The following is an 18,046-nucleotide window of genomic DNA, read 5'->3' on the forward strand; positions in this document are numbered from 1 at the left end:
CACACGGCTCAGTGCTCGACGATCCCTCCCTCGCACAGCTCCAGGACCCGATCGGCCGGGTCGAGCGGGATCGCCCTGGAGGGGGCGACCAGGGCCGTCACCTGTTCGCTGCGGACGAGCGTGTGCAGCAGCTCCATCAGGGCACGGCCGGTCCCCGCGTCGAGTCCCGCCGCGAACTCGTCGGCGACGAGGAGCACGGGGTCGCCCGCGAGGGCGCGCGCGATCGCCACGCGCTGTTGCTGCCCGCCCGTGAGCTCCCCGGGTCGGCGCGCCGCGTGGTCGGTGAGCCCGACGAGGGAGAGCAGCCGCGCGATCCGCTCCTCGCGCGCGTGCTCCGCGACCCCGCGCAGCCGCAGCGGCACACCGACGTTCTCGGCGACCGTGAGCAGCGGGATGAGTTCGAGGGGCTGGAAGACGAAGCCGATCCGGTCCCGGCGCAGCTCCAGCAGGCCGTCCTCGCCGAGCCCCTCCAGTGCGAGCCCGTCGACGGTGATCCGCCCCGCGTCCGGTTCGTCGAGCCCGCCGACCAGGTTGAGGAGTGTGGTCCTGCCGGACCCGGGGCTGCCGGTGAGGGCGACGAGTTCGCCGCGTGGCACGTCGAAGGAGACTCCGCGCAGCACTGGTACGACGGCGGCTCCACCGCCGTACCAGCGATGCACGTTCTCGACGCGCACCATGGTCTTCGTGGCGACCTCGACCTGGCTCATGTCCCTCCCCGGTCCGCCGGGCGATTGTCTCCCCCGCCGTTCGGGCGGCCCGGTGACGGCACCGGGGCGCCCGGCCGGAGAGGGCGTCAGTTGGGGTTGTCCCCGTCGGTGAGAGTCTCCCAGGCGACGAAGAGGTTGTTGCTGCCGGACGGCCGGTTCTGCTCGGTCAGCTTCTGGGTGTTGGTCATGGCGATGCCCAGGCGGTTGTGCAGGGCGTTGTAGCCGGTCTCGGTCACCGGACCCAGCCCGAGGGTGAGGGAACCACCGCACAGCCAGCTCGGCACCGCTTCGCCCAGCTGGTACTTCGACTGGAATCCGAGCGCCTGCCGCAGCCGCTCGCCGACGTCGGTGCCGTACAGGTCCTCGCCCTGGATCCGGCTGGTCTCGGCGATGTGCGAGATGGCCGAGATGCCGTAGCCGGTGTGCGTGAAGTCGCGGCAGGTCTCCTGAGTGAGCCCGGTGACGAAGGTGGACTGCCCCTGCCAGTAGTTGACGATCTTCGCGGTGGTGTCGAGGTTCTGGCTCGGCACGGTCTTGGGCAGGGCGCCGTCGGAGGAGAGGTAGATGTACGCGGCCGTACGGGTCCGGAACTTCGCGATGGCCTTGTCGTACGACGTCCGGTCCTCGAGGAAGACGGAGACGCCGACGGCGGCCTCCATCATCGACAGTTCCCAGTTCCCGTTGGAGTTGGAGCCGTTGATGACCTCGGGGAGGTAGACGGTGCGCAGCATGGTCGCGAAGCGGCCGGAGTTGGCCCAGGTGCCGGTGTAGGTGTACTTGATGAGCTCGGCGGCCTTCGGCCAGGAGGAGCCGGCCCAGCCGGTCTGCAGGGGCGCGTTGCTGTTGGTGTGCTCCTTGATCACGGCCGACCAGGCGTCCATCAGGGCGATCGACTTCTTCGCGTACCGGTCGTCGCGGGTGATGTACCAGGCGAGGGCGTCGGTGTACGCGGCTATCGCGTCCTCGCGCTCGTCCGTGCAGCCGTAGTTGGGGTTGGAGTAGGAGCCGCACTCCACGGTCGCGCGGGGCTTCGGGACGCGGTTCAGGTCGGCGTACTTGCTCGCCATCATCTGGTCGTACGCGGCCTTCCAGGGCTGGGCCCCGGCGTTGACCTTGGTGCGGGCGAAGTCCAGCTGGCTCTTGGAAACCGTGACTCCGGGGTGCGCGAAGGTGACGGGGGCGGCGTCGGCCTGTCGGGCTGCGGGCCAGACGAGGGCGCCCGCGACGAGGGCGGTGACGGTGGCGAGGAGTGCGGTACGGCGCATGGTGGGGGGCCATCCGTTCTCGTATGTGAACGATGAGCGCCTGCATGAACATAGGCGCTGGGCCGAGACCATAGGTACAGACCAACTGCCCGTCAAGGGATCGCGCACGAGGAAGGGCCGCACCCCGTCGAGGGGTGCGGCCCTTTGAATCCGTACGGTTGTTCTGCCCGCGGAGCGTTCCGCGAGCGGCGGCTAACGGACCTCGGTGATCTCCGGTCCGCGCTGCAGTTGTCCCATGCCTCCGGAGAAGCGGGAACCGCTCTGCTCCTCCTGCTGGACACCCTCGGGCACCATCTGCGCGTCGTTCGGCAGCTTCAGGACGATCGGGTCGCGCGGGGCCATCGGACCCTCGCCACGTACGACGACCGTGTCCCGGAAGATCTGCTCCAGCAGGCCCGCGGCCTGCGGCTGCACGGCGCCCTGCCCGGAGATCACTCCACGCAGGAACCAGCGGGGCCCGTCCACGCCGACGAACCGCACGACCTGGAAACCACCCGTGCCGTCCGGCAGCTGCACCGGCACCTGCGCCCGCAGCTCCCAGCCCAGCGGGCCCTCGACCTCGTCGATGACACCGCCCTGCTGGGTGATGCCGGTGGCGATCTCCTCGCGCACCTCGCCCCAGATGCCCTCACGCTTGGGGGCGGCGAAGGCCTGCAGCTGGATGGCGCTGTCCTTGAGGACGACGGTGGCCGCGACGATCGCGTCCCCCGCGACCTCGACCCGCAGCTCCATGCCGTCGACTCCGGGCACGAAGAGACCACCCAGGTCCACGCGGCCCTCGGCGGGGTCCCGCACCTCCGAGTCGTCCCAGGGTCCGTCGGGCCGCGGCTCCGGCTCGAGCCTCACGCGCTCCCGCTCCGCCTCGTCCGCCTCAGTGTCGACACTGTCGACGACCTGCTCGGCCTCGCCCGCCGCGTCCTCGGCGGCACTGCCCTTCTTGCGACGTCCGAACACGTCACTGTCCTTCCCGGTCGGATACGACCGAAGCGTATCGATTCCCACCCGTTGTGCCGCCCACGGCGGCATGACCGCCAGTGGACCCGAAGCCCCCTGCGGCCCGCGCCGAGTCGGGAAGTTCCGCGACCTCCTGGAAGCGGACCTTCTCGACCTGCTGGACGACCAGTTGAGCAATCCGGTCGAAGCGCTCGAACCGCACCGACTCGTGCGGGTCGAGATTCACCACGATCACCTTGATCTCCCCACGGTACCCGGCATCAACCGTCCCCGGGGCATTCACGAGGGCGACACCGCAGCGGGCGGCAAGCCCGGAACGCGGGTGCACGAAGGCCGCGTACCCCTCGGGCAGCGCGATGGACACACCCGTGGGCAGTACGGCGCGCTCGCCCGGCTTCAGTTCACGGCTCTCGGTGGTACGCAGATCGGCTCCCGCGTCACCGGGCTGCGCGTACTCGGGAAGCGGTACGTCCGGGTCGACGCGGCGGATCAGCACGGCGAGTTCTTGACGGGGCTCGCGGGTCACGGGTTCACCTCGAAGGCACGGACACGGCGGATCTGGTCCGGTTCGTTCATGGCGGCCCGGATCTCCTCCGGGCGGCCGTTGTCGATGAAGTGGTCGACCTTGACCTCGACGAAGAGGGCGTCCGCGCGAACGGCGACGGGCCCGTCGGGGCCACCGATCCGCCCGGTGGCGGTCGAGTAGATCTTGCGGCCGGCCACCGCCGTGACCTCGGCCTCCAGGTACAGCACCGTGTCCACGGGGACGGGCAGGACGAAGTCGGTCTCCAGGCGGCCGGTGACCGCGATGGTGCGCAGCAGCCAGTTCAGCGAGCCGAGCGTCTCATCGAGGGCGGTCGCGAGCACTCCGCCGTGGGCGAGGCCCGGGGCGCCCTGATGGGCGGGCCGTACCGTGAACTCCGCCGTGACGGTGACGCCCTCCCCCGCGCGGGCCTCCAGGTGCAGTCCGTGCGACTGCTCCCCACCACACCCGAAACACTGTTCGTAGTGGGCGCCGAGGAGCTCACCGGGGGCGGGCGCGTCGGGGTGCCGCACCGGCGCGACGGCGTCGGCGGGAGGCTTCAGAGCTGCGGAAGTACGACTCACAGCCGCAGACCTTACCCGCGCGTCCACCAAGTCTTCGCACCGTGCCAAGCTTGGCTTCATGCAGCTCTCCGCCTCCCCGTACGAAGAACGCCTCACCGCCCCCCGCAGCTGGTGGGCGATCTGCTTCCTGATCGGGATAGCGATGGCCCTGGTCTTCCTCCCCTTCGGCACGCTTCCGCTGCTGGGCGCGCTGGTCGGCGGCACCGCGGTCTCGGCGGTCGTGGCGAGCGCGTACGGGTCGATCCGCATCCGGGTCGTCGGTGACTCCCTGATCGCGGGCGAGGCAAAGATCCCGGTCGCGGCCCTGGGCGACGCGGAGATCATGGACCAGGAGGAGGCGCGCGCCTGGCGCACGTACAAGGCGGATCCGCGCGCCTTCATGCTCCTGCGCGCGTACATCCCCACGGCCCTCCGCGTCCAGGTCACCGACCCGGCCGACCCCACGCCGTACCTGTACCTGTCGACGAGGGAGCCGGAGCGCCTGATCGCGGCGCTCGATGCGGCTCGGGCCACGGCGTAGCCCGCTGCGAAGAAGGAGTCGCGCCCCGCACCACCACGGCGCGCGCCGGTGCGCCTTCGCGTAGCGGTTACGCACCGGCGCACACCGCTCCACGGGCAGTGCGCCTCCGCATCCGGTGCTCCCGGCCCACCACGAGCCGGTGACTCCCACGAACCGGTGAACCCCTGCCCCGCCGCTCGTCTCGACTCGGCGGGCGGCCGGTGCCGGGCGGGGCTCAGTGCCCCAGTTCCTTGGGGATCTCCCCGATCCGCAGGGGATCCGCCGGCTTCTCCAGGGGCGGCAGCTCCGCAAGCGCGTCCCACGGCACCTGGGACTTGCGCAGGTCCTTGCGGATACGCGCCGCCAGGCGTTTGGTGTCCCGGCGGTTCATGACCGCCCCCACCGCCGCGCCCACCATGAACGGCATCAGGTTCGGCAGATCCCGGACCATGCGTTTCATGATCTGCTGGCGCAGCTCACGCTTCATCTGGCCGCCCAACGCGGCGTTGATCGTCGACGGTTTGGTCACGTCGATCCCGCGCTCGGAGGACCAGGAGTTCAGATACCCGGTACTGCGCTGTTTGAGGTTGCCCGGCGGCCGCAGGCCGTAGACCTCGTGGAGCTCGGCGATCAGCTTCAGCTCGATCGCGGCGACGCCGGTGATCTCCGCGGCCAGCTCGGTCGGCATCGCGGGCGGCACCGGCAGCATCGCGGCGGCACCGATCCCGGCGCCCACCGTGGACGTCGCGTTGGCCGCACCCGCGACGAGCTTGTCCGCGAGCTGTTCGGGGGTGAGTCCCGGGAACTGCCTGCGGAGGGTCGCGAGGTCCCGCACGGGGACGCGCGGCGCGATGTCGATGATCCGGTCGGCGAGGTGGGCCAGGCCCGCCTTGGCCCTGTTGCCGCCCTTCTGGACGCCCTTTCTGACCCCGTCCCGAAGGCCGGCCGCACGGCGGCCGGTGGCGGGAACGGCGACGTCCGCCGGAACCGAACCGTCGGACGGTTCCGGATCGTCGGCCGGCTTCACCTCGCCGGCCCGCTCGAAGGCGCCTGTCGGCGCTGTGGCGGGCGCCCGCTCGAGCGAGGCTGATCCTGGTCGGGAAGAGCCCCGCTCGTCGTCACGCACGCCTTCAGGGCCGTCTGAGGGCCCTTCGTCCGCTGCCCGTGAAGGGAAGCGGCGCTTCCAAGGTGGGGTCGAGCCAGTCACGGCCGACCCTGCCTCAGTCGCAGTCGCGGCAGATCGGCTGACCGTTCTTCTCGCGGGCCAGCTGGCTGCGGTGGTGCACCAGGAAGCAGCTCATGCAAGTGAACTCGTCCTGCTGCTTGGGCAGCACCCGGACGGCCAGCTCCTCGTTCGAGAGGTCGGCTCCGGGCAGCTCCAGGCCTTCTGCGGCCTCGAACTCATCTACGTCGACCGACGACGTCGACTTGTCGTTCCGGCGAGCCTTCAGTTCTTCAAGGCTGTCCGAGTCGACGTCGTCGTCGGTCTTGCGTGGGGTGTCGTAATCCGTTGCCATGTCGCTCTCCCCCTCTGGGTGTCTGCGGTGTCTCAGCGCACGTAACGCGTGAGAGGCCGGACTTGTGCCCGACCTGAGGCGGAGATTTTGCCTCACATCAAGGTCTGTTACTCAATCGACACCCAACCGGACTCCTCATGAGTGATCGGCTTGGATGGCGATGCGGACCGTACACGGTCCGAAGGGCCCACTTCAAAGGCGTCCCACCGTGTACTTCCCGTGATCTAGACCCCCGAAAACCCGGATTTTCCCGGCTTTACGACAGCCTGCGTGACCACGGAGAGTAGATGGCCGGAAATTCGCCCTTGTGATCGATCACACACGAGTCTCCCGGATGGGCGACCAGAAAATTCCGCGCAAAGCGAACATCGCCGCGTGTCCGCGACATGTTCTCAGATCGGCAGGGTGACGCGCATCACGAGCCCACCCCCCTCGCGCGGCTCTGCCGCGATATGGCCCCCGTGTGCGCGGGCCACCGACCGGGCGATGGAAAGGCCGAGGCCCACGCCCTTGTCGCTGCCCGTGCGCTCCGTGCGCAGCCGCCTAAAAGGCTCAAAAAGATTGTCGATCTCGTACGCGGGAACCACCGGACCCGTGTTCGTGACCACCAGTACCGCCTGGCCGTGCTGAACCTGCGTCGTGACCTCGACCCAGCCGTCCTCCGGCACGTTGTACCGCACCGCGTTCTGGACGAGGTTCAGGGCGATCCGCTCCAGCAGGACGCCGTTGCCCTGGACGACCGCCGCGGCGCGCTCCCCGCGGATCGCCACGCCCTTGGCCGCGGCCTCGGCGTGCACCTGGTCGACGGCCTGTGTGGCGACCTCGGCGAGGTCCACGGGCTTGCGCTCGACGATCTGGTTGTCGCTGCGCGCGAGCAGCAGCAGGCCCTCGACGAGCTGCTCGCTGCGCTCGTTGGTGGCGAGCAGCGTCTTGCCGAGCTGCTGGAGCTCCACCGGGGCTCCGGGGTCGGACAGGTGCACTTCGAGGAGCGTGCGGTTGATCGCGAGCGGGGTGCGCAGTTCGTGCGAGGCGTTGCCGACGAACCGCTGCTGGGCGGTGAAGGCCCGCTGCAGCCGCTCCAGCATGTCGTCGAAGGTGTCCGCCAGCTCCTTCAGCTCGTCGTCGGGGCCGTCCAGCTCGATCCGCCGGGACAGGTCCGAGCCCGCCACCGCGCGCGCGGTGCGGGTGATCCGGCCGAGCGGCGACAGGACGCGGCCCGCCATCGCGTAGCCGAAGGCGAAGGCGATGATCGCGAGGCCGAGCAGGGCGAGCAGGGAGCGGCTGAGCAGGTTGTCCAGGGCGGACTGGCGCTGGACGTCGATGCAGTGGCTGATCGCGGCATTGAAGGCGTCCAGCGACAGGCCCGAGTTGACCGCGGGGCAGTTGTCGCTGGTGACCTTGATGTCGGTGCCGCCGGCGATCCTGAAGAGCGGCTCCGCGCCCGTGTTCAGGGCCTGCGCCGCGAGCAGATAGATGATCGACAGCAGCATGATGCCGGCGATCAGGAACATGCCGCCGTACAGCAGCGTGAGCCGTATGCGGATGGTCGGGCGCAGCCAGGGGAACGGAGGCTCCGCCCTTCTGGGGTCCCAGGTCGGCTTCGGAGGCGCCGTGGGGGGCGCGGGAGTCGTGGCCACCGCCGGTCAGATCCGGTAGCCGGAGCCGGGCACGGTGACGATGACCGGGGGCTCCCCGAGCTTGCGGCGCAGGGTCATGACGGTGACGCGGACGACATTGGTGAAGGGGTCCGTGTTCTCGTCCCAGGCCTTCTCCAGGAGCTGCTCGGCGGAGACGACGGCGCCCTCACTGCGCAACAGCACCTCCAGGACGGCGAACTCCTTGGGCGCGAGCTGGACCTCCTTGCCGTCGCGGAAGACCTCGCGCCGGTTGGGGTCGAGCTTGATCCCGGCGCGCTCCAGGACGGGCGGCAGCGGCACGCTCGTACGACGCCCGAGAGCACGCACGCGTGCCGTCAGCTCGCTGAACGCGAACGGCTTGGGGAGGTAGTCGTCGGCGCCGATCTCCAGGCCCTCGACACGGTCGCTGACGTCGCCGGAGGCGGTGAGCATCAGCACGCGCGTGGGCATGCCGAGCTCGACGATCTTGCGGCAGACGTCGTCGCCGTGCACGAGCGGGAGGTCGCGGTCGAGGACGACCACGTCGTAGTCGTTGACGCCGATGCGCTCCAGGGCGGCCGCACCGTCGTACACGACGTCGACGGCCATGGCCTCCCGGCGCAGTCCGGTGGCCACCGCATCGGCGAGCAGCTGCTCGTCCTCGACGACGAGTACGCGCACGTCGCTTGTCCTTCCTCTGTCCACCCGCGTAGCGCCTCTTCGGCACACGTGGGCAGGGGGGTCTGTCATGGGTATGGCCTCCATCCTGCCCTTTTCGGCCATAAACCGGCTGTAAGACGGGTGAGAGGCGACCGGTACGACGGTCTCGGGGCCCGGGAATACGAGATTTTCTCGTCGGGTTGAGGTTTCCACGGAAGGGAGCGGGGGGAGGACGGCTTTACACCCCGCGATCACGCTCTGCATGTGGCAAGCCACCTTGTGGTACGTCCAACCGCTTCCGCAGAGCGGGCGTGGGTGTCCGGCACCGTCGCCGCCCAGCCCGGGCAGCGCTGGGCACCCTCTGGAGACGTGATCGCCCCTTCCCAACGGCACACCCCCGTGCCACCGACCCACGACCCAGGACGAGGGGGCGCAGCATGGACGCATTCACCGCAGGACTTCTGCAGCGCATAAGGGCGACCGAGTCCGACCTGACGCGGGCTCGCGAAACAGGCGACGACTTCCTCGCGGAGGTCGAGCAGGCCGAGCTCGAGGACCTGCGCCGCCTTGCCGCCGAGCACGGTGTGGAGGTCGGCGCGTCGCGCGTCTGAGCAGTTCGTACGAGAGCGGGGCCCCGGCATCGATCCAGTGCCGGGGCCCCGCTCCGTTGTTGTGCGTACCGAATTCCGTAGCCGCTGTACGCACCGGGAACAGCGGGTGGTGCCGTACGTACCGGGAACGGTGGGTGTCCTCAGTCGTGCCAGGCGCCGAACTCCTCCAGAAGCCGCTGGAGAGGCTCGAAGACGCCCGGGGATGCCGCGACCGCCAGATCGCCCCCGGGGCGCTCTCCGGGGCGTCCACCGGTCAGGGCACCCGCCTCACGGGCGATCAGGTCACCCGCCGCGAGGTCCCAGGGATGCAGGCCGCGCTCGTAGTAGCCGTCGAGGCGGCCCGCGGCGACGTCGCACAGGTCGACGGCCGCCGAACCGCTGCGCCGGATGTCGCGCAGCAGGGGGATCAGCCGGTGGGCGACCTCGGCCTGGTGGACCTTGACCTCGGTCACGTAGTTGAAGCCGGTCGAGACCAGGGCCTGATCCAGGGGCGGCGACGGGCGGCAGGCCAGCCGGCGCTCGCCGACCCAGGCCCCGGTGGCCCGGGCACCCCTGCCGCGCACGGCGCTGTAGGTCTCGCCGCGCATCGGTGCCGCGACGACTCCGACGACGGTCTCGCCGTTCTGTTCGGCCGCGATGGACACCGCCCAGGTCGGCAGCCCGTAGAGGTAGTTCACCGTGCCGTCGAGCGGGTCGACGACCCAGCGGATACCGCTGGTGCCTTCGCTGGAGGCGCCCTCCTCGCCGAGGAAGCCGTCGTGGGGGCGGTGCTGGGAGATCAGGTCGGTGATCAGCTTCTCGGCGGCGATGTCCATCTCGGTGACGACGTCGATCGGGCTGGACTTGGTGGCGGCGACCCTGAGGTCCGCCGGGCGTCCGTCCCGCAGCAGCTCGCCCGCGCGGCGGGCGGCGTCGTGGGCGAGCTGGAGCAGTTCGGTGTGCAGGGGCTCGATCAAGGGGCTCCTCAGGCGTACGGGCTGTCGGCGCCCGCGGCGGCGGGCTTGGGGGCGCGGGCCGGGCAGCAGCCCACAGGGCACAGGCCGTGGCTCGCGCCGAGCGCGCCCAGGGCGCAGGGTGTCACCTGCAGCCCGTTCTCTGTCGCGGCGCGCTCCAGGACGAGGTCGCGGATCGCCGCGGCGAAGCGGGGGTCGGCGCCCACGGTGGCCGAGCGGCGCACGGGCAGCCCCAGCTCCTCCGCCTTGGCGGTCGCCTCCGTGTCGAGGTCGTACAGCACCTCCATATGGTCCGAGACGAACCCGATGGGGGCCATCACGACGGCCGGGACCCCGGCCCCGTGCAGCTCCTCCAGGTGGTCGCAGATGTCGGGCTCGAGCCACGGGATGCTCGGGGCGCCGGAGCGCGACTGGTACACGAGCTGCCAGGGGTGCTCGATCCCGGTCTCCTCGCGCACGGCGTCGGCGATCAGCTTCGCCACGTCCAGGTGCTGCTTGACGTAGGCGCCGCCGTCGCCGTGGTCCTCGGCCGGACCGGAGGTGTCGGCGGCGGCGGTGGGGATGGAGTGCGTGGTGAAGGCGAGGTGCGCGCCCGCCCGTACGTCCTCGGGGAGCTGGGCGAGGGACTTCAGGACGCCCTCGATCATGGGCTCGACGAAGCCGGGGTGGTTGAAGTAGTGCCGCAGCTTGTCGATCTTCGGCAGCTCCAGGCCCTCGGCCTCCAGGGCCGCCAGGGCGCCGGCGAGGTCCTCGCGGTACTGCCGGCAGCCCGAGTACGAGGCGTACGCGCTGGTGGCGAGGACGAGGACGCGGCGGCGACCGTCGGCGACCATCTCGCGCAAGGTGTCGGTGAGGTACGGCGCCCAGTTGCGGTTGCCCCAGTACACGGGCAGGTCCAGGCCGTGGTCCGCGAAGTCCTTGCGGAGGGCGTCGAGCAGGGCACGGTTCTGCTCGTTGATCGGGCTGACCCCGCCGAACAGGAAGTAGTGCTGCCCCACTTCCTTCAGCCGTTCCTTGGGGATGCCTCTCCCCCGCGTCACGTTCTCCAGGAACGGAACCACGTCGTCCGGGCCTTCGGGGCCGCCGAACGAGAGCAGGAGCAGGGCGTCGTAGGGGGTCGCATCGAGCACATCTGGCATGTGTCCGATCCTGCCATCCGTCGCTGACAGCCGGACAACAGCCACATGACACACATGACAAGCGGAATCGGGGAGCATGCGAGGGAGTGCATTAGGGTCCCCTAACCCGTAAGCTGTATCGGCCATCTACACGCCTTACCGGAGTCCGACCGCACGCGGTGACCGTGCGGCCGGGCCGAGCCCACCGGAGACCCTTCGTGCCCAGCCCGTACCGCGCCCTGTTCGCCGCCCCCGGCTCCAAGGGCTTCTCCGCCGCGGGTTTCCTCGGCCGGATGCCCCTGTCGATGATGGGCATCGGCGTGGTGACGATGATCTCCCAGCTCACCGGGCGGTACGGGCTCGCGGGCGCGCTGTCGGCGACCATGGCGCTCGCGGCCGCGGCGATGGGCCCACAGGTCTCCCGGATGGTGGACCGGCACGGCCAGCGGCGGGTGCTGCGCCCCGTCACCCTGTTCGCGCTCGCGGCGGCCGCCGGGCTGCTGCTGGCCGCGCGCTTCGAGTGGCCGGACTGGGTGCTGTTCGTCTGCGCGGCCGGGATCGGCTGTGTCCCGAGCATCGGCGCGATGATCCGGGCCCGCTGGGCGGCCCTCTACGGAGGCACCCCGCAGTTGCACACCGCGTACTCGTTCGAGTCCGTGGTGGACGAGATCTGCTTCATCTTCGGGCCGATCTTCTCCATCGGCCTGTCCACGGTGTGGTTCCCGGAAGCCGGGCCCCTGCTCGCCGCCTGCTTCCTGGCGGTGGGCGTCTTCTGGCTGACCTCCCAGCGCGCGACCGAGCCCGTGCCACACCCGCGTGAGCACCACACCAGCGGTTCGGCGCTGCGCGCGGCCGGACTCCAGGTCCTGGTGGCCACGTTCGTGGCGACCGGAGCGATCTTCGGGGCCGTGGACGTGGTCACCGTGGCCTTCGCGGAGGAGCAGGGTCACAAGGGCGCCGCGAGCGTGGTTCTGGCCCTCTATGCGGCGGGTTCCTGCACGGCGGGAGCCGTGTTCGGACTGCTGCACTTCAAGGGGACGCCCGAACGTCGGTGGCTGCTGGGCATATGCGCCATGGCCGTGAGTATGATCCCCCTGCTACTGGTCGGAAACTTGCCGTTTCTGGCCGTGGCGCTGTTCGTTGCGGGCCTGTCCATCGCTCCCACGATGATCACGACGATGTCCCTCATCGAACAGCACGTACCACGCGCGAAACTGACCGAGGGCATGACCTGGGTGAGCACCGGACTCGCGGTCGGGGTCGCGCTCGGCTCCTCCGTGGCCGGCTGGGTGATCGACGCCGCCGGTGCGAAGGCCGGGTACGGGGTTCCGGCGGTGTCCGGAGCCGTCGCGGTCGCGGTCGGATTCCTCGGGTATCGCCGGCTGAGCAGGCCGGTTCCGCAGCGGGAGGGGACCCATGAGCACCACAGTGAGCGGGAAGAGCGGCACGTGGCGTAACTGGGCGGGGAACGTCACCGCCCGTCCCGTACGGGAGGTCGCCCCCGCTTCGGTCGAGGAGCTCTCCGCGGCCGTACGCAAGGCGGCAGACGATGGTCTGAGGGTCAAAGCCGTCGGCACCGGGCACTCCTTCACCGCCGCCGCCGCGACCGACGGCGTGTTGATCCGCCCTCAACTGTTGACCGGCATCCGCAAGATCGACCGCGAGGCCGGGACCGTCACCGTCGAGGCGGGCACCCCGCTCAAGCGTCTCAATGTGGCTCTCGCGCGCGAGGGGCTGTCGCTCACGAACATGGGCGACATCATGGAGCAGACGGTCTCGGGCGCGACCAGCACCGGAACGCACGGCACGGGCCGCGACTCGGCCTCGATCGCCGCGCAGATCAAGGGACTTGAGCTGGTCACCGCGGACGGTTCGGTCCTCACCTGCTCCGAGGAGGAGAATCCCGATGTCTTCGCGGCGGCCCGGGTGGGCATCGGCGCCTTGGGGATCGTCACCGCGATCACCTTCTCCGTAGAACCCATTTTTCTGCTCACGGCCCGCGAGGAGCCGATGACCTTCGACAAGGTCACCGCCGACTTCGACGAACTCTTCACCGAGAACGAGCACTTCGAGTTCTACTGGTTCCCGCACACCGGCAACTGCAACACCAAGCGCAACAACCGCAGCGCCGGCCCCGAGAAGCCGATCGGGCAGATCGGCGGCTGGATCGAGGACGAGTTCCTCTCCAACGGGGTCTTCCAGGTGGCCAATCTGGTCGGCCGCGCCGCGCCCGTCACCATCCCGACGATCGCCAAGATCTCCAGCCGGGCGCTGTCCGCGCGGACCTACACCGACATTCCCTACAAGGTCTTCACTTCACCGCGCCGGGTGCGCTTCGTGGAGATGGAGTACGCCGTTCCGCGCGAGGCGCTCGTCGAGACGCTGCGCGAGCTGAAGACGATGGTCGACCGCTCGTCCCTGCGGGTCAGCTTCCCCGTCGAGGTGCGCACGGCCCCCGCGGACGACATCGCGCTCTCCACGGCGTCCGGGCAGGAGAGCGCCTACATCGCCGTCCACATGTTCAGGGGTACGCCCTATCAGGCGTACTTCACCGCGGCCGAGCGGATCTTCACGGCGCACGAGGGCCGCCCGCACTGGGGCAAGGTGCACACCCGCGACGCGGAGTACTTCTCGAAGGTGTATCCGCGCTTCGGCGAGTTCACGGCGCTGCGGGACCGTCTTGACCCGGATCGCCGCTTTGGGAACGACTACTTGCGTCGGGTGCTGGGCTCGTAGGCGAACCGTCCGTGGGCGCCGGGGTGTCGGCCGGCGCCTGCGAAGCGGCACTGGAACTCGGCGTCGGCGTAGGGGATGTGGCACGGCCGTCACCCCGAGTGGCGCCGGTGCCGGAGCCGTCTTCGGTGCCGGAAGTGCTGTCGGTGGCCGACGGCTCCCTCGACGAGGACCCGCTCGAAGGCGTCGTACCGGGCCTCAGGTTGGAGCCGGAGCCGCTGCCCTTGAGGGCGTCACCGACGGTGGTGCTCGTGCCGTCGCCGCTGAAGCTCTGCCCCGACACCAGCTCGTACGTCGTGATCCCCGCCATCGTGACGCCGAAGACGAGCGCCGCCGCGACCACCGGCCGCTTCCAGCTCCTGACCCGGGCGCGATAGACGGTGCCTTCGGTGAACGCCCCTGGTACCGGAGCCTGCTCGGGCCTCGGCTTCGCCTGGACCGTGACATCGCGGAGCTGTTCGCCGGTGCGCTTGAAGAAGTGCTGGAAGACGGTGCCTCCACAGGTGGCGATCGCGCTGACCACTCCGGCGCCCAGGATCGTCCCGTACACCCCGAAGTAGGAGGCGAGTTTGGCCGCCACCACCGCGGCCACGGCGCTGCCCGCCACTTGCGGAAGACTCAGGTCAACCCGCTTCCTCCTCGGTGCCCCCTCCTTCGCTCCCGGTTCCTCGCCCGTATCCGACTTCTCACGCATCCCCGGACCTTGCCTGCCTTTCCCGTACTTCTCTACCGCTTGCACGAGAAAGGGACGGACGGGCGAAACGTTTAGTTCCGTTTCTGGCGATTACGTGAAGTACAACACGTTTCAAGGTCACGAATACGGCACAGTGGACGGCCAACTACCACCCCTCACTAGAAGTTGGGCGGCGTGCCGATCCACGCACATGGCCCGAATGGAGTACTGTTGCGAGCCCTGGGTCCGGACTCCCGCCAGGGTGTCCGGGGCCTGACAGGACCGCCGGGAGGGGGCTCGTTGCACAGGGTGATGGAGTTCGTCACTTAGCGTTGCGAATAGGTAACCGTGCCATAACGGCGACCCCGGGCCCGTGCCCGACACGCCGGGCAACTCGGCAAGGTTGTGGCAGGCTGCACCCGGGCAGGCCACACTCGACTAGCGGAAGCAGCGACGCACGTGACGTCGGCAGGCACCACCCGGGAGGTCCCCATGCCCGAACTGCGTGTCGTGGCCGTCTCTAACGACGGCACACGGCTGGTGCTGAAGGCTGCGGACAGCACGGAGTACACGCTTCCGATTGACGAGCGTCTGCGCGCCGCTGTTCGCGGCGACCGTCCCCGCCTCGGCCAGATCGAGATCGAGGTGGAGAGCCATCTCCGCCCCCGAGACATCCAGGCGCGGATACGTGCCGGCGCCTCCGCGGAGGAAGTCGCCCAGCTCGCGGGAATTCCCGTCGACCGGGTGCGTCGCTTCGAGGGCCCCGTGCTCGCCGAGCGTGCCTTCATGGCCGAGCGGGCCCGGAAGACTCCTGTCCGCCGCCCCGGTGAGAACGCCGGACCCCAGCTCGGTGAGGCCGTCCAGGAACGGCTGCTGATCCGGGGCGCCGAGAAGGACACCGTCCAGTGGGACTCGTGGCGTCGTGACGACGGCACGTGGGAAGTGCTGTTGGTCTACCGGGTCGCGGGCGAGCCGCACTCGGCGAGTTGGACGTACGACCCGCCCCGGCGGCTCGTCCAGGCCGTCGACGACGAGGCGCGCTCGCTGATCGGCGAGTCCGACGACCTCGCGGCGCCCGAACCGAGCTTCCCGTTCGTCCCACGCATCGCACGGCTGCCGCGCGACCGCCCGCTGGACCGTGCCCTGGACCGGCAGATGGAGCGCCCGAGCCTGCCCGGGCCCTCCCCCGAGCCGATCGAGGAGAGCGTGAGCGACCGCGACTCGCTCACCAGCCTCCTGGAAGCGGTGCCCAGCTTCCGGGGCGACATGGTGGTGCCCGAGCGACCCGCCGCCGCGGAGCTCCCGGCGACGGAGGAGCCACCCACCGAGCCCGAGGCGGAGGAGCCCCCGGCCCCCGCGGCCTCGGCCGGCGCCGGATCCGCCTACGCGGACGTGCTCATGCCCCGCTCGGTCGGCAGCCACCGCGACCGTCTCGTCGGCGCGACCGACCGCCAGGCCGAGGCCGACGGCGTCCGCCCGGGCCGCAGAGCGGCGGTCCCGAGCTGGGACGAGATCGTCTTCGGGACGCGACGAAAGAAGCAGGACTAGTCAGTTGTACGACATCGGGGCCCGCGCCACGCTGGAGCGGGCCCCTTTGCCGTTGCTCGGGGGCGGGGCCCACCGCGACTCGCCGTTACTGGGGGTCGGGGCCCACCGCGACCGGACGGCCGCGGTCCCTCGACCACTCCGACCAGGAACCCACGTACAGCGCGGCCGGGATGCCCGCGACGGCGAGTGCCAGTACCTCGTGAGCGGCGGACACGCCCGAACCGCAGTAGACGCCGACCTCCGAAGTGCCGGTCACGCCGAGGGACTTGAAGCGCTCCGCGAGCTCGCCCGATGGCCGGAACTCGCCGGTTTCCGTGACGTTCTCCGTGGTCGGCGCCGAGACCGCGCCCGGGATGTGCCCGCCCACGGGGTCGATCGGCTCGACCTCGCCCCGATAGCGCTCCCCGGCCCGGGCGTCGAGCAGCAGCCCCGTACGGGCGAGCGCGGCGGCCCCGTCCGCGTCCAGCAGCGGCCGAGCGCCCGCGACCGGCTCGAAGGTTCCGGGGGCGGGCTCGGGGACCTCCGAAGACACCGGCCCGCTCCAGGCGGCCAGCCCGCCGTCCAGCACGCGCACCGACGGATGCCCCGTCCAGCCCAGCAGCCACCAGGCCCGCGCAGCGGCCCACCCCACGCCACCGTCGTACACGACGACATCCCGGTCCGCCGACACCCCGGCGGCCCGCATCGCCTCGCCGAAGGCCTCCAGGTCGGGCAGCGGATGGCGGCCGCCCTCGCCCGGCTCCCCGGCCAGTTCGGCATCCAGGTCGACGAAGACCGCGCCGGGGATGTGCCCTGCCGCGTAGGCGGCCCGGCCGTCGAAGGGGGCGGCCCCGGCGGCCGTCGCCATGGAGAGCTGCCAGCGGATGTCGAGCACGACCGGCGGGTTCGGTCCCACCAGGTCACTCGCGAGTTCGGATGCGGAGATGATGGCGTTCATGGCCACCATCCTTGCGTACGGGGTGGCCCCGGCGTCCAGGTCCGGCTACTCTGCTCGGCCGGACAGGTCCGATCACCAGGCGTACTGGATCGGGCACATGCTGTACAGCCGATGGACACTCCCCGGCAATCGCGCGGAAACGGATGGGAAACGGCTCATCGGGCATTCTCCGGCAGTGGACCACTACACGATGACGCCGCCGGGGCGCGCAGGGTGACGGGTGGTGCGAGCATCGGCACGGGGCGTACACGCGCGCGATTGCGGTACGCGTGTTGGTAGGCGGAAGGTGAACGGCCACCGCGAGGGGCCGAGAAGAGAGTGACGATGACGGAGGCACGGGAGCCGGCCGGCCCGAACGGCACCACGAACGCTCGACACGCGCCCGGCGTGCCCTGCTGGGTGAGCCTGATGGTGCACGGGTTGGCCACGACCCAGGAGTTCTACGGAGAGCTGTTCGGCTGGGAGTTCCAGCCGGGCCCACGGCAGCTCGGCCCGTATGCGCGGGCCCTGCTCGACGGCCACGAGGTGGCGGGAATCGGACAGATGCCACCCGACCGGCATCTGCCGATCGCCTGGACGCCGTACTTCGCCTCGGAGGACGTGAACCACACCGCCGAGTCGGTACGGCACTGCGGCGGCACCGTGGGCGTGGGTCCCCTGGACGCCGGAGAGGCCGGGCGGCTGCTGATCGCCTCGGACCCCACGGGCGCCGTCTTCGGGGTCTGGCAGGCGGCGGCGCATCTGGGAACGGCGCTCCACGGGGTGCACGGCACCCCCGCCTGGATCGAGTTGGTGACCCGCGACACCGAGAGCGTCGTCAAGTTCTATCAGGGGGTCTTCGGACACGAGCCGGAGCCGGTCGTCTCGGCCGACTTCGACTACATGACCCTGCACATCGACGGCCGCCCGGTGGCAGGCATGCACGGCGTCGGCCACGGCCTGCCCCGCGACCGCGGCCCGCACTGGCTGACGTACTTCGAGGTCGCGGACGTGGACGAGGCCGTCGCCCAGGTCACCGACCTCGGCGGACACCTCCTCAAGGCGGCCCACGACTCGCCCTACGGACGGGTGGCCACGGTGGCGGACCCGGAGGGCGCGGTGTTCTCGGTGATCCGCACCGAGCGATGACGCACGCAGCGCGCTGAGAG

General features: G+C 70.4%; 19 protein-coding genes. 6 read left to right on the plus strand and 13 right to left on the minus strand.

All coding sequences use genetic code 11. From position 1 onward, the window contains the following. Window positions 1–8 precede the first annotated feature (8 nt). The 5 genes from ACZ7M3_RS49365 to ACZ7M3_RS49385 form a co-directional block, all read right to left on the minus strand. Complete coding sequence (locus ACZ7M3_RS49365; RefSeq protein ID WP_472072917.1) at window positions 9–707, minus strand: ABC transporter ATP-binding protein; 699 nt, start codon at window positions 705–707, stop codon at window positions 9–11. Between the two features lie 86 nt (window positions 708–793). Next, entirely contained in the window at window positions 794–1,972 is a 1,179-nt protein-coding gene (locus ACZ7M3_RS49370) for an alginate lyase family protein (RefSeq protein WP_472072919.1), read from the minus strand. A 192-nt stretch (window positions 1,973–2,164) separates the two neighbouring features. Next, the gene (locus ACZ7M3_RS49375) at window positions 2,165–2,926 is read right to left on the minus strand and encodes a DUF3710 domain-containing protein (RefSeq protein WP_054229932.1); all 762 of its coding nucleotides are present in this window, start codon (window positions 2,924–2,926) and stop codon (window positions 2,165–2,167) included. Between the two features lies 1 nt (window position 2,927). Further along, the gene (dut, locus tag ACZ7M3_RS49380; protein WP_095852176.1) at window positions 2,928–3,452 is read right to left on the minus strand and encodes a dUTP diphosphatase; all 525 of its coding nucleotides are present in this window, start codon (window positions 3,450–3,452) and stop codon (window positions 2,928–2,930) included. Then, a complete protein-coding gene (locus tag ACZ7M3_RS49385) occupies window positions 3,449–4,033 on the minus strand; it encodes a PaaI family thioesterase (RefSeq protein WP_351699664.1) in 585 nt (194 codons plus the stop codon). Before ACZ7M3_RS49385 ends, dut begins: the two co-directional genes overlap by 4 nt. 58 nt (window positions 4,034–4,091) lie before the next feature. Between ACZ7M3_RS49385 and ACZ7M3_RS49390 the strand changes: the two genes are divergently transcribed. Then, the gene (locus ACZ7M3_RS49390) at window positions 4,092–4,553 is read left to right on the plus strand and encodes a DUF3093 domain-containing protein (protein WP_054229929.1); all 462 of its coding nucleotides are present in this window, start codon (window positions 4,092–4,094) and stop codon (window positions 4,551–4,553) included. A gap of 214 nt (window positions 4,554–4,767) precedes the next feature. Here the strand turns inward: ACZ7M3_RS49390 and ACZ7M3_RS49395 are convergent, their stop codons facing one another. From ACZ7M3_RS49395 to ACZ7M3_RS49410, 4 genes are all read right to left on the minus strand, one after another. Next, the gene (locus ACZ7M3_RS49395) at window positions 4,768–5,739 is read right to left on the minus strand and encodes a hypothetical protein (protein WP_472072922.1); all 972 of its coding nucleotides are present in this window, start codon (window positions 5,737–5,739) and stop codon (window positions 4,768–4,770) included. A gap of 13 nt (window positions 5,740–5,752) precedes the next feature. After that, the gene (locus tag ACZ7M3_RS49400) at window positions 5,753–6,049 is read right to left on the minus strand and encodes a DUF4193 domain-containing protein (RefSeq protein ID WP_003997302.1); all 297 of its coding nucleotides are present in this window, start codon (window positions 6,047–6,049) and stop codon (window positions 5,753–5,755) included. 392 nt (window positions 6,050–6,441) lie between these two features. Beyond that, complete coding sequence (locus tag ACZ7M3_RS49405) at window positions 6,442–7,686, minus strand: sensor histidine kinase (protein ID WP_351312705.1); 1,245 nt, start codon at window positions 7,684–7,686, stop codon at window positions 6,442–6,444. Window positions 7,687–7,692: 6 nt separating this feature from the next. Continuing rightward, window positions 7,693–8,346 (minus strand): response regulator transcription factor, encoded by a 654-nt coding sequence (locus ACZ7M3_RS49410; RefSeq protein ID WP_010983842.1) that lies wholly within the window; start codon window positions 8,344–8,346, stop codon window positions 7,693–7,695. Window positions 8,347–8,762: 416 nt separating this feature from the next. Between ACZ7M3_RS49410 and ACZ7M3_RS49415 the strand changes: the two genes are divergently transcribed. Continuing rightward, on the plus strand, window positions 8,763–8,936 hold the full coding sequence (locus tag ACZ7M3_RS49415; RefSeq protein WP_165854003.1) for a hypothetical protein: 174 nt from the start codon (window positions 8,763–8,765) through the stop codon (window positions 8,934–8,936). A gap of 140 nt (window positions 8,937–9,076) precedes the next feature. On the opposite strand, the gene ACZ7M3_RS49420 is transcribed toward ACZ7M3_RS49415, so the two are convergent. Together ACZ7M3_RS49420 and ACZ7M3_RS49425 are read right to left on the minus strand one after the other, a co-directional pair. After that, on the minus strand, window positions 9,077–9,892 hold the full coding sequence (locus ACZ7M3_RS49420) for an inositol monophosphatase family protein (protein ID WP_472072925.1): 816 nt from the start codon (window positions 9,890–9,892) through the stop codon (window positions 9,077–9,079). 8 nt (window positions 9,893–9,900) lie between these two features. Then, the gene (locus ACZ7M3_RS49425) at window positions 9,901–11,028 is read right to left on the minus strand and encodes a ferrochelatase (RefSeq protein WP_472072927.1); all 1,128 of its coding nucleotides are present in this window, start codon (window positions 11,026–11,028) and stop codon (window positions 9,901–9,903) included. A 197-nt stretch (window positions 11,029–11,225) separates the two neighbouring features. Here ACZ7M3_RS49425 and ACZ7M3_RS49430 point away from each other — a divergent pair, with 197 nt between their 5' ends. Together ACZ7M3_RS49430 and ACZ7M3_RS49435 are read left to right on the plus strand one after the other, a co-directional pair. After that, window positions 11,226–12,464 (plus strand): MFS transporter, encoded by a 1,239-nt coding sequence (locus ACZ7M3_RS49430; RefSeq protein ID WP_472072929.1) that lies wholly within the window; start codon window positions 11,226–11,228, stop codon window positions 12,462–12,464. Beyond that, window positions 12,424–13,743 (plus strand): D-arabinono-1,4-lactone oxidase, encoded by a 1,320-nt coding sequence (locus ACZ7M3_RS49435; RefSeq protein WP_472072931.1) that lies wholly within the window; start codon window positions 12,424–12,426, stop codon window positions 13,741–13,743. The genes ACZ7M3_RS49430 and ACZ7M3_RS49435 overlap by 41 nt, the downstream gene beginning before the upstream one ends. Here the strand turns inward: ACZ7M3_RS49435 and ACZ7M3_RS49440 are convergent. Then, entirely contained in the window at window positions 13,667–14,434 is a 768-nt protein-coding gene (locus tag ACZ7M3_RS49440) for a hypothetical protein (RefSeq protein WP_472072933.1), read from the minus strand. The genes ACZ7M3_RS49435 and ACZ7M3_RS49440 overlap by 77 nt on opposite strands. A gap of 438 nt (window positions 14,435–14,872) precedes the next feature. On the opposite strand from ACZ7M3_RS49440, the gene sepH reads away from it, so the two are divergent. After that, window positions 14,873–15,961: a septation protein SepH gene (sepH, locus tag ACZ7M3_RS49445; RefSeq protein WP_351312692.1), complete on the plus strand. Its 1,089-nt coding sequence runs from the start codon at window positions 14,873–14,875 to the stop codon at window positions 15,959–15,961. 85 nt (window positions 15,962–16,046) lie between these two features. Here the strand turns inward: sepH and ACZ7M3_RS49450 are convergent, their stop codons facing one another. After that, window positions 16,047–16,898 carry a sulfurtransferase gene (locus ACZ7M3_RS49450; protein WP_355424599.1) on the minus strand — a complete coding sequence of 284 codons (852 nt, stop codon included), beginning with the start codon at window positions 16,896–16,898 and terminating at the stop codon, window positions 16,047–16,049. A 324-nt stretch (window positions 16,899–17,222) separates the two neighbouring features. On the opposite strand from ACZ7M3_RS49450, the gene ACZ7M3_RS49455 reads away from it, so the two are divergent. After that, window positions 17,223–18,026, plus strand: a complete 804-nt coding sequence (locus ACZ7M3_RS49455) for a VOC family protein (protein WP_472072935.1) — start codon at window positions 17,223–17,225, stop codon at window positions 18,024–18,026. Window positions 18,027–18,046: the final 20 nt, after the last annotated feature.

This window comes from Streptomyces sp. NPDC111656 (genome assembly GCF_055656965.1).